Raw genomic sequence first — 13842 nt, forward strand, 5'->3', positions numbered from 1 at the left:
TTTAAGACTTCGGACTATGCTCACACAGGTATAGTTGCTTTACCTATTGATGTAGAGATAATCAGATCTTTTTTTTGTTTTACCATCTTTGGTTGTATACGTAAGAATATAGAAATAGGTTCCTACAGGTAACTGTTTTTCTTTATTCAGTGTAACTCTTCCCATAGATTGACCTCTAAAGAAATTATTGTTTTTTCCATACCCTTGCACTTCATAAACCAATACTCCCCATCTGTTAAATATTTTGATTTCGTTTTCAGGAAAGTTTTGAATATTTCTAATCAGTAGCATATCATGATCTCCATCTCCATTAGGAGTGACCACATTATATATTTCTACATCATCTTCTGCATTAGGATCAAATAAGTTGGGATCCAGATAATCTGGGGTTCCATCTGCATCTGTATCAAAAGCATCTTCGGGAATTCCGTTGCCATTTGGGTCTGGGTTTTCATTTTCGGTTAAAAGACCGTCATCATCATCGTCGATATCCTGAAAATCGTGTTTACTATCATTATCAGTATCTTGTATTTGGTAATTCACCTCTCCCGAATAAGGATTGTCTTGTACGCTGTCAGAAATTCCATCACTACCATAAGGACCATCTATGGTTCCGTCGATTTCAGAATCTATGGCATTATGCCCCGCCTCTACAAAATCATAAATACCATCGCCATCAGAATCAAGGTCTAGACGATCGATTATACCATCATCATCTGTGTCAAGAAACAGATCTCCGTTTTGCTCTTCAATATCAGTTATTCCATCATTGTCATCATCAAAATCTTCTATGTTGGGTATGTTATCTTCATCTTTATCATAATAACTTACCGTAGGATCTTCCGGATCTTCATCGTTATCAATGTCGATATCGGTACGATCATTGGGATCATCAGAATCTTCAAAGATGATAGCCGTTCCATTCGGAAACAAAGCTTTGACAATTGCTGTATTGCTAACCATTTCGTTAGTAATATCTTGTTTATCAATGATATGATATCCCGTTACAGTAAATGATTCGTTGGGGGCGATTTCTAAAAGAGTATTAGGAGATGTAAAGCTAATATTGGGATCATTTACAATAACATCATGAAGCGTTATGTTACTTGTGTTTGTTATTAAAATGGTATATGATAGTATATCTCCTATTTGACTGTATATTTTTTTGTCAACTATTTTAGTTACTTCCAACATTGTACTTTGAATCGTACTAACCACGGTTGGATCATCAGGAATACCATCTGCATTAAGATCAATATTTGTATTGTCATTAGGATCGTCTGATATGTCAGTAATTATATTTCCTATTAAATCTTCGGCATCTACATAGGCACTATTAGTAACACTTCCATGATCCAAATCAGATTGGGTAATTGTATGTGCTGCAGTGATATTAATCTGATCACCAGGTTGAATGGTTGCTATAAATGAAGGAATAAGACTTCCGCTATCTGCATTGGCATCAGTAATTATCACGTTTTGAAGAGGGATGTTTCCTGTATTTGTTACTACCAGAGCATATGTTATTACTTCATTGACTTCATCCCAGGCTCCGTCTGGAGCGATATCTGCCGTTTTTAACAATTGTAAAGCAGGATTTTGATCCAGAGTTACTACGGTTGGATCATTAGGAATACTGGTATTAGGATCATCAGAAATATCGGTTACTATTGTGTTACATGTATCAGTACCCTCGACGGTAACAACATTAGTTACTGTTCCATTATTTAAATCTTCTTGGGTAATGGTGTGCCTTGCAGTTATTGTAATTGAAGTGTTAGCATGTATTGTTGGAATATTAGTCATACTAATATAATCAGCATTGTTATCTGTAATAGTGACATTATTAATATCTACACTTTTCGAATTTCGAATGATTATTTGATAGTTTATTGATTCTCCAACTGTATCATAAGACCCATCTGGTGCGGGAAGGGCTTCTTTGGTTACTATCAGCTCTGGTGTAGGAGTGACTAATACTGTTAATGTATATGGATTTCCTGAGCACCCATCTGCACTTATAGGTGTAATTGTATAAGTTATAGTTTCTACTGAAGGAGAGTTATTTATTAAAGTATCGGTAATATTTGATGTAGTAGTTATCGTGGTAGTTTCTCCTGTAACATTAACATTATCCATTGCAAACCAACTAAAACTTACTCCTGATAGATTTACATCATTGGTAAGGTCATGACTTAAAGCTACATTATTACACACAGTAATAGAAGGGGGAGAAGTAACAAAAGGCTTGGGATTAATGGTTACTGTATATGTATATGAATCACCCACACAACCGTTTGAGCCAGTAGGAGTAATGGTATACGTTACGATTTGCGTTGCGCCAGAGGTATTGATTAATGTATCGGTAATAGTATCTGTCGTGCTGGTAGCGGTTGTTTCGCCAATAATATTAGGGTTTTCTGTAGCCGCCCAGCTAAATGTTACTCCGGTAAGATTTACGTCATTGTTTAGGTTATGATTCAAAGTTACATCACTACAGATGGTATCCGTAGGAGGTGTTGCTACAAATGGTTCTGGGTTAATGGTGACCACATAGGTATAGGAGTTTCCTTCACATCCATCAGCGCTAGTAGGAGTAATAGTATAGGTTACAGTTTGTACGATTCCTGAAGTATTGGTTAATGAATCGGTGATACTGGTAGTTGTACTCGTTGCGGTTGTTTCGCCAGTAACATTAGGATTTTCTGCTGCTACCCAGCTAAATGTTACTCCGGTAAGATTTACATCATTATTTAAATTATGATTAAGAGCTGTATCACTACAGATAATGTCTGTAGGTGATGTTATCACAAGAGGTTTTGGGCTAATAGTTATGGTGTATGTATAGGAATTACCAATACAACCATCGGCACTAGTAGGAGTGATGGTATAAATGACGGTTTGAGTTGTTGTTGAGGTGTTAATTAATGTATCTGTAATACTAGTGACAGTGCTTATAGTGGTAGTTTCTCCTGTTATATTAGGGTTCTCTGCAGCTACCCAGCTAAATATTACTCCGGTAAGATTTACATCATCGTTTAGGTTATGATTAAGTGTTGTATCACTACAAAAGATATCTGTAGGAGGTGTTGCTACAAATGGTTCTGGGTTAATCGTAACCACATAGGTATAGGAGTCTCCTTGACATCCATCAGTACTAGTAGGAGTGATGGTATATGTAATGGTTTGTACTGTTCCTGAATCATTAGTTAATGTATCTGTAATACTAGTGGCAGTGCTTGTAGCCGTAGTTTCTCCAGTTACATTAGGATTTTCTGCAGCCGCCCAGCTAAATGTTACTCCAGTAAGGTCTACATCATCGTTTAGGTTATGATTAAGTGTTGTATCACTACAAATGGTATCTGTAGGAGGTGTTACATTAAAGGGTTCTGGGTTAATCGTAACCACATAGGTATAGGAGTCTCCTTGACATCCATCAGCACTAGTAGGAGTGATGGTATAGGTTACAGTTTGTATAGTTCCTGAAGCATTGGTTAATGTATCTGTAATACTAGTGGATGTACTTGTTGTGGTAGTTTCTCCAGTTACATTAGAATTTTCTACTGCCGACCAGCTAAAACTTGTTCCTGTAAGATTTACATCATTATTTAGATTATGATTGAGTGTTGTACCACTGCAAATAGTATCTGTAGGTGGTGTTATAACAATGGGTTCGGGATTAATGGTGACCACATAGGTATAGGAGTCTCCTTGACATCCATCAGCACTAGTAGGGGTGATGGTATAGGTTACAGTCTGCACTATTCCTGAAATGTTGGTTAATGTATCTGTAATACTAGTGGCAGTGCTTATAGTGGTAGTTTCTCCTGTTATATTAGGGTTCTCTGCTGCTACCCAGCTAAATGTTACTCCGGTAAGATTTACGTCATTGTTTAGGTTATGATTCAAAGTTGTATCACTACAAATGGTATCTGTAGGAGGTGTTACTACAAAGGGTTCTGGGTTAATCGTAACCACATAGGTATAGGAGTCTCCTTGACATCCATCAGCGCTAGTAGGAGTGATGGTATAGGTTACAGTTTGTATAGTTCCTGAAGCATTGGTTAATGTATTTGTAATACTAGTGGATGTACTTGTTGTGATAGTTTCTCCAGTTACATTAGGATTTTCTGCAGCTGCCCAGCTAAATGTTACTCCGGTAAGATTTACGTCATTGTTTAGGTTATGATTAAGCATTACATCACTACAGATAATGTCTGTAGGAGGAGAAGCTACATAAGGTTTTGGGTTAATAGTCACCACATAATTATACGAGTCACCAACACAACTACCAGTACTGGTGGGAGTGATGGTATAGGTTACTGTTTGAGTTACTGTTGAGGTATTAATTAGTGTATCAGTTATAATACCATTTACACTAGTGGTTGTAGTTTCACCAGTTACATTAGGATTTTCTACAGCTGCCCAGCTAAATGTTACTCCTGTCAGGTCTACATCATTGTTTAGATTATGGTTCAAAGTTGCATCACTACAAATGGTGTCTGTAGGTGGTGTTACTACAAATGGTTCTGGGTTAATAGTGACTACATAGGTATAGGAGCTTCCTTGACATCCATCAGCACTAGTAGGAGTGATGGTATAGGTTACAGTTTGTATAGTTCCTGAAGCATTGGTTAATGTATCTGTAATACTAGTGGCTGTACTGGTAGTTGTAGTTTCTCCTGTTACGTCTGGGTTTTCTGCAGCCGCCCAGCTAAATGTTACTCCAGTAAGGTCTACATCATCGTTTAGGTTATGATTAAGCGTTACATCACTACAAATGGTGTCAATTGGAGGTGTTACTACAAATGGTTCAGGGTTAACAGTTACTACATAAGTATAAGAGTCTCCTTGACATCCATCAGCACTAGTAGGAGTGATGGTATAGATTACAGTCTGCACGGTTCCCGAAATGTTGATTAATGTATCTGTAATACTAGTGGAATTGCTTGTTGTGGTAGTTTCTCCAGCCACATTAGGGTTTTCTGCTGCCGACCAGCTAAATGTTCCTACTGTCAGGTCTACATCATTGTTTAGGTTATGATTAAGTGCTACATCACTACAAATGGTATCTGTAGGAGGTGTTAACACAAAAGGTTCAGGATTAATGGTGACCACATAGGTATAGGAGTCTCCTTGACATCCATCAGAACTAGTAGGAGTGATGGTATAGGTTACAGTTTGTACTGTTCCCGAAGTGTTGGTTAATGTATCTGTAATACTAGTGGCAGTACTTATTGTGGCTGTTTCGCCAGTTACATTAGGGTTTTCTGCAGCTGCCCAGCTAAATGTTCCTCCAGTAAGGTCTACATCATTGTTTAGGTTATGATTCAGAGCTACATCACTACAAATGGTATCTGTAGGTGGTGTTACTACAAATGGTTCTGGGTTAATAGTGACTACATAGGTATAGAAGCTTCCTTGACATCCATCAGCACTAGTAGGAGTGATGGTATAGGTTACAGTTTGTATAGTTCCTGAAGCATTGGTTAATGTATCTGTAATACTAGTGGCAGTACTTATAGTTGTAGTTTCACCAGTTACATTAGGGTTTTCTGCAGCCGCCCAGCTAAATGTTCCTCCCGTCAGGTCTACATCATCGTTTAGGTTATGATTAAGAGTTACATCACTACAAATGGTATCCGTAGGAGGTGTTACTACAAATGGTTCAGGGTTAACAGTTACTACATAAGTATAAGAGTCTCCTTGACATCCATCAGCACTAGTAGGAGTGATGCTATAGATTACAGTTTGCACGGTTCCCGAAATGTTGATTAATGTATCTGTAATACTAGTGGAATTGCTTGTTGTGGTAGTTTCTCCAGCCACATTAGGGTTTTCTACTGCCGACCAGCTAAAACTTGTTCCTGTAAGATTTACATCATTATTTAGATTATGATTGAGTGTTGTACCACTGCAAATAGTATCTGTAGGAGGTGTTATAACAATGGGTTCGGGATTAATGGTGACCACATAGGTATAGGAGTCTCCTTGACATCCATCAGCACTAGTAGGAGTAATGGTATAAGTTACAGTTTGTACTGATCCTGAAATGTTGGTCAGTGTATCGGTAATACTACTAGCTGTACTTATAGTTGTAGTTTCTCCTGTTACGTCTGGGTTTTCTGCAGCCGCCCAGCTAAATGTTACTCCGATAAGATTTACGTCATTGTTTAGGTTATGATTCAAAGTTGTATCACTACAAATGGTATCGGTAGGAGGTGTTACTACAAAGGGTTCTGGATTAATCGTAACCACATAGGTATAGGAGTCTCCTTGGCATCCATCGGCACTGGTAGGAATAATGGTATAGATTACAGTCTGCACGGTTCCTGAAATGTTGGTCAATATATCTGTAATACTAGTGGCAGTGCTTGTAGTAGTAGTTTCTCCAGTTACATTAGGATTTTCTGCAGCTGCCCAGCTAAAACTTACTCCAGTAAGATCTACATCATTGTTTAAATCATGGTTTAATGCTACATCACTACAAATAGTATCTGTAGGTGGTGTTACTACAAAAGGCTCCGGATTAATGGTGACCACATAGGTATAGGAGTCTCCTTCACATCCATTAGCACTAGTAGGAGTAATGGTATAGGTTACAGTTTGTATAGTTCCTGAAGTGTTGGTTAATGTATCAGTAATACTAGTAGCGGTACTTGTTGTGGTAGTTTCACCAGTTACATTAGGATTTTCTGCAGCCGTCCAACTAAATGTTCCTCCTGTCAGGTCTACATCATCGTTTAAGTTATGATTAAGTGCGGCTTCACTACAAATGGTATCTGTAGGTGGTGTTACTACAAAAGGTTCTGGGTTAATAGTTACCACATAAGTATAAGAGTCTCCCTGACATCCATCAGCACTAGTAGGAGTGATGATATAGGTTACAATTTGTACTGTTCTCGAAATGTTGGTTAATGTATCTGTAATACTAGTGGATGTACTTGTTGTGGTAGTTTCACCGGTTACATTAGGATTTTCTACTGCTGCCCAGCTAAATGTTACTCCGGTAAGATTTACATCATCGTTTAGGTTATGATTCAAAGTTGCATCACTACAAATGGTATCTATAGGTGGTGTTACTACAAATGGTTCTGGGTTAATCGTAACCACATAGGTATAGGAGTCTCCTTGACATCCATTAGCACTAGTAGGAGTGATGGTATAAGTTACAGTTTGTACTGATCCTGAAATGTTGGTCAGTGTATCGGTAATACTACTAGCTGTACTTGTAGTGGTAGTTTCACCAGTTACATTAGGGTTTTCTGCCGCCGACCAGCTAAAACTTACTCCAGTAAGATCTACATCATTGTTTAAATCATGGTTTAATGCTACATCACTACAAATAGTATCTGTAGGTGGTGTTACTACAAAAGGCTCCGGATTAATAGTGACCACATAGGTATAGGAGTCACCTTCACATCCATCAGCACTAGTAGGAGTGATGGTATAGGTTACCGTTTGTACAGTTCCTGAAGTATTGGTTAATGTGTCAGTAATACTGGTGTCCGTAATTGTTACAGTGGTTTCTCCTGTTACGTCTGGATTTTCTACTGCCGACCAACTAAAGCTTACTCCGGTAAGATCTACATCGTTGTTTAGATCATGGTTAAGCGTTGCATCACTACAAATAGTATCTGTAGGAGATGTTACCACAAATGGTTCTGGATTAATAGTGACCACATGGGTATAAGAATCTCCTTCACATCCATCAGCACTTGTAGGAGTGATGGTATAGGTTATAGTTTGTACTGTTCCCGAAGTATTAGTTAATGTATCTGTGATGCTGGTCGCTGTACTTGTTGAGGTAGTTTCTCCTGTTACGTCTGGGTTTTCTGCTGCCGACCAGCTAAAGGTTACTCCGGTAAGATCCACATCATCATTTAGATTATGGTTAAGTGTTGCATCACTACAAATAGTATCAATTGGTGGCGTAATGATAACTGGTTTTGGATTCACTGTCACTTCATAAGTATATGTGTCTCCCTCACATCCATCGGCGGTTGTAGGAATGATGGTATAGGTTACAATTTGGGGTGTTCCCGAAGTACTGGTCAATGTATCTGTGATACTGGTAGCTGTACTTGTAGTTGTGGTTTCTCCTGTTACATCAGGGTTTTCTGCTGCCGACCAGCTAAAAGTAGTTCCGGGAATATTTATATCAGCAATTAAATCATGATTTAACGTTGTTCCAGTACAAATAACATCAGTAGGAGGAGTATTTACAAACGCTTTAGGACTTACTCTTACAGTGTAAGAATATACAAATGGACTTCCAACACAACCACTAGCACTTACCGGAAGGACTGTATAAATTACATCCTGTACAACCCCCGAAGTATTGATTAATGTATCAGTAATACTTGAAGTATTAGTAGTGGTTATCGTTTCTCCTGTAACATTAGGGTTGTCGATTGCCACCCATAAAAAAATTACACCAGTGAGGTTAACATCATTGCTTAAGTCATGGTTTAAAGCTTCATCACTACAAATTTCTTCTATAGGGGGAATAGTTACAAAAGGCTCTGGGTTAATAAAGAGAGTAAGATTATAGGCATCTCCTTCGCATCCATCTGAACTAGTAGGAGTAATGGTGTAGATAACCATTTGAGTGGTGTCTGATGTATTACTTAGTGTATCTGTGATATTAGAATCAGTACTCGATGTAGTTGTCTCACCGGTAATATTAGGATTGTCCGTTGCAAACCAGCTAAAGGTTGTTCCAGGAAGGTTTACGTCTTCTGTAAGGTCATGATCCAAAGCAATATTACTACATGCGACATCAAAAGGGGGAGCAGCTACAAAAGGTTCTGGGTTAATGGTAACCACATAGGTATAGGAGTCTCCTTCACAACCATTGGCACTAGTAGGAGTGATGGTATAGGTTACAGTTTGTATTGTTCCTGAAATATTCGTTAATATATCAGTAATATTGGTATCTGTACTAGTGGTTATGGTTTCACCGGTCACATCAGGGTTATCAGCAGCTAACCAACTAAAGGTTACACCAGTTAAATTTACATCATTGTTAAGATCATGATTTAATGAGATATCACTACAAACTGTATCCGTAGGAAGAGAAGAAACAGAAGGTTCTGGATTAATAGTAACCACATAGGTATAGGAGTCTCCTTGACATCCATCAGCACTAGTAGGAGTGATAGTATAGGTTACTGTTTGTATTGTTCCCGAAGTATTGGTTAATGTATCAGTGATATCGATATCTGTACTTGTGATTATGGTTTCACCGGTCACATCTGGGTTATCTGCCGCCGACCAACTAAAACTTACCCCTATAAGATCTATATCATTGTTTAGGTTATGATTTAATGTTTCATCATTACATATAGTATCAGAAGGGGGTGTTGTCACAAAAGGTTCTGGGTTAACAGTAACTACATAAGTATAGGAATCTCCTTCGCATCCATCTACACTGGTAGGAGTAATGGTATAGGTTACAATTTGTACTGTTCCCGAAATATTGGTTAAAGTATCTGTGATACTATTATCGGTGCTTGCAGCCGTAGTTTCTCCTGTTACATTAGAGTTCTCTGCTGCCGACCAGCTAAAAGTTCCGGATGCAAGATCAATATCACTATTTAAGTCATGATTTAAAGAAACATCACTACAAATGGTATCTGTAGGAGATGTTATCACAGAAGGTTTAGGATTAACCGTTATTGTTATGGTATAGATAGTGCCAATACAACCGGTTGTCGAATCAGAAGGTGTTATGGTATACACTACATCCTGAGGCGTTGTGGTAGTATTGATGAGCGTATCTGTGATGTTAGCAGCCGTATTAGAAGTGGTAGTTTCTCCAGTAACGTTAGGATTTTCAGCAGCTAACCAGCTAAAAGTGACCCCATCATTGTAGTTGTCAATATCATTAATTAATTTTTCATTTAAAGATGTTTCTGAACATGTGTTTTTTGTTTTATTAATAGAACCTGTTACCGTCGGAATAGGTTGAACTGTTACTGTATATGTATATACATCTTGTATTACTCCTCCTGAATCAAAACCGGTGATTGTGTAAATAATATCTTGAGCAGAAGTAACCCCATTAACCAATGTGTCTGTAATTTCAGAAGAAGTGTTGGTAGTAGTGGTTTCTCCAAATAGTAAAGGATTATCTGTTGCAGACCAGCTAAAGGATACAATAGATGTATCAACATCATTCGTTAAATCGTGTGATAAAGTAACCCCTCCGCAAATCGTTTCAATGGGATTTACAGTAACAATTTCTGCTACCACGGGATCTGTTATACTTCCTGTTTTAGGTGTTCCCGTTGCGGTTACGGTGTTGGTAATATCTACCTGATCTGTAATGTCAGCTGATGTAACAATATATTCCAATGTCCATGTTGCTATTTGACCAGGAGCTAAGCTGTCTACATCATTATCCAGAGTATCATCGGTTCCTGTAGTACTCTGTAAAGAAGGAGTATTTATAACTCCATTTCCAGAGTGAACATCATTTATAGTTACCTCATCTATGGTTACATTTCCAGTATTGGTCACCACATACGTATAGATAATGATTTGTCCTTCTGATACATTACTGTCATCATCGGCTGTTTTTGTAACGGTCATAGAAGGAGTTGAGGTCATCGCAACAATGGTTGGGTCTTCTGTTGTTGTCGTAGAGTCATTGGGGTCATCAGAAATATCTGTAATACTTCCTCCAAAGTATTGTGCGCCTGCTGTAGCGGTGTTTATTACTTCGCCTGTATCTAAGTCATCTTGAGTGATAATATGTGTTGCTGTAAATGTAGCTGTTTCTAAGGGAGCTAGATTATCTACTATCAAGTCTAACCCATCATCGGTTCCTGTGGTACTATCTAAAATAAGAGTATCTGCATTTGGATCTACTAGATTGATATCTGTGAGAGCAACCGTTCCTGTGTTGGTAGCCACAAGAGTGTAAGTGATTGTTTCACCAACAGTATCAAAATCTCCATCTGCAGGAGGACTGGCAGCCTTAGTAACTTCAATTCTTCCTATTTGAGGAATAGTGACTACTGTGGCATCATCTAAAACTATAGTGGTAGGGTCGTCAGAAGTATCTGTGATTAAAGTACCTTCTACTACTTCTGTACCCGATACTGTAGCTATATTTGTTACATTTCCAGCGGTAAAATCTGCTGAAACAATGGTATGTTGGGCAGTAAATACAGCAGAAGCTCCAACAGGTAAATTGGTGATAAATGCAGGACTGATACTTCCTAGATCCGCATTAGAATCTGTGATAGTAATATTATTTAAGCTTACATTACCTGTATTGTAAACAGTAAGTTCGTAGGTGATTATTTCACCTAATTGATTATATAAACTATCTCCATCGCCACCGGTTGATGGTTGTGCAATTTTTTCTAATATCAGAGCACCTATTTGCTCAATCGGTGTAATAGTAGGATCATGAGTCGAAGTTGTAGGATCGTCAGGATCATCAGAAATATCAGAAATCACAAAACCATTGGATAATGTACCTTCAGCGGTGGCAGAGTTTATTACTTGTCCAGCTTCTATATCTTCTTGAGTAATGGTATGGGTTGCTGTAAAAGTAGCAGAACCTCCTATTGCAAGATTAGAAACCGAAGCAGGTGATAAACTTCCTGGATCGATATCGGGATCAGAAATAGTAACAGAAGGTATGATTTGATCTCCAGTATTGGTTACAACAAAATCATAGGTAATTGTTTCGCCAACTGTGTCATAGCTACCATCGGGTGCAGGTCGGTCCGTTTTTGTACTTGTTAGTTCATTGTTAATAATGGTGACATCTTCTGTGGGGTCATCTGGCAAAAAGTTTCCCTCAACTTCTGTTTGTGTGTTACTAATCGTATTTGTAACCACTCCGGGTGTTGCAACTTCATTTACTATTGCCTCTATGGTAAGTGTATGAACCTCGCCACTAAACATATCTCCAATAGTCCAATTTGGAGCTGACCATGTTCCATAGCTAGGGGTTACCGTTCCAAAAGTGAGCTCTGGAGGTAAAAGGTCGTTGATAACCAGATTCGTGACAGGGTTTATTCCCAATTGCTCTACTTCTATAGTAAAAGTGACCGTATCTCCTTCAATAGCAGTAGTATTATCTACCGTTTTTGTTAATACAATTTCGGGGTCACAATTAAAAACAGATAAAATAGCAGAGTCATAAGTACAAGGTCCTCTTGTGACTCGAACAAAAAAATCACCTGGTTCGCTTGGAGTATATACGCTGGTGGTTTCTCCGGGAATTAGTGCTCCATTTTCGAACCATTGATATGCATCAAAATTACCAGAAACTTCGAAGACATCCGATCCTGGAAGACACCCATCTCCTGTTACATCCAATTCTACTACAGGAACCGTGTCGAAGCCAGAATAGTATCCTGCTAACCCGGCATTACCGCTCGCGCCAAAAAATCCTACTGCTATAGGGCCTGTTGACTGTACGCTAACATCACCTGTAAGTCCTAGTGCTGTAATTGTCTTCCAATCAGAGCTTCCTGTAACGGGTATAGAAGCTGGTAGGGTTACCGCGCCATTATCATCAGTGACGGTAATATTTGCATCTGGTGTACTCGTAGAAGCGGTAATGGTAACTCCACCCGTAAAATTTAATCCGGCAACATTTCTTATATCTGGAAGATTATCAAAAAAATCAGGTAATAAACAATTGGTAGGAGCAATAAAGTTTAATCCTCCCGTTTGTATTGCACTAGAACCAGCAATATTTTGATATGCATATACTTCCTTACTAGCCGTGACATACATATTTGCACCCATTGACCCTGAAGAATAATTGGTTCCCGGAATCATAAAGTAATCTCCATCATTAATAGTAGCTATAGGAGTAGTAGCACCATTTACAAAAATATCTGTACCATTTTGCGTACCTATAATAATTGGTGTTTCATTCAAGTCTGTACCTCCCGCTCTTACAAATACATACTCTCTGCCTAATACGTTTTCTGGCACAGCCTGATCAATACCTGCATCTCTACTATTCGAAGTTGGAGAAGGAGCTCCATTTAGATTACCATTCGAAATAACTATATTTTTATTCGATTGTATCGAAGCCCCCAACCAGCAGTCAATATTTGCTGCTCCATTGTTTCTTGGGGCTTCTAATACATATGATTGACCAGCATTTAGTGTAATTGTTATATTATCTGCAGTTATACCCGCGGCACTATTACCATTTCTAAAAGTACAATCTGAGTCATAACCAAAAATATTTACAGTTGTATTGTCTTGTGTTGCCATAATACCTACTACGGCATTCAACGTATTATGACTATTCCCATAATTTGGTCGACCTCCCCATTTAAATGAGGTTCCAAATGCTTGCCTTCCCTTAGAAGTTAAGGAAGCTGCTTGAGCGTTTGATCTTCCTCGATAGTTTACATAAAATTCTTCACCTCCTGCAGATTCGAATCGTAATCCTGCATTACTAAGTACAATTCCGGTATTTGCTGTGCTAACAAGAGTTAAACCATTGTTTCCATTCGCTAGATTGTAAGTTTGAGAACTTGTATTAGATAAGCCTGTGATGGTTGCAATTGCAGTAGGATTTGTTCCGTTATATATCTGTACGTCAAAAGCAGTAGTTTCTGGAGTAGAAAGATAAATTCTTTGTTGACTTATAGAGCCTGATCCTCCATTTCCTTGCTTTAAGGGTGGTAAATAGTGGATATTACTTAACTGCCCCCTAACATTAGCACCACCGATAATTAATGCAATAATTAGAATGTAAAGTTTAGCCATGCGAAATTAGTTCGATGTAAAATCAATGATTAATATTCAATATTTGTTAGGGGTTTTTTTGATAGGATGATCTGGGTATGTCGT

The 13842-nt window shown here is 38.3% G+C and carries 1 protein-coding gene; it reads right to left on the reverse strand.

The genetic code is table 11. The features are described from left to right. Positions 1-39: 39 nt before the first annotated feature. Positions 40-13758: a PKD-like domain-containing protein gene (locus tag ABW636_RS14735; RefSeq protein ID WP_367590830.1), complete on the reverse strand. Its 13719-nt coding sequence runs from the start codon at positions 13756-13758 to the stop codon at positions 40-42. Between the last annotated feature and the right edge of the window lie 84 nt (positions 13759-13842).

It is taken from the genome of Aquimarina discodermiae (assembly GCF_040786235.1).
Lineage (GTDB): Bacteria > Bacteroidota > Bacteroidia > Flavobacteriales > Flavobacteriaceae > Aquimarina.

Coding starts and splice junctions, on each gene's coding strand:
- ABW636_RS14735 (WP_367590830.1), bottom strand. CDS start 13,758: ATGGCTAAACTTTACATTCTAATTATTGCATTAATTATCGGTGGTGCT.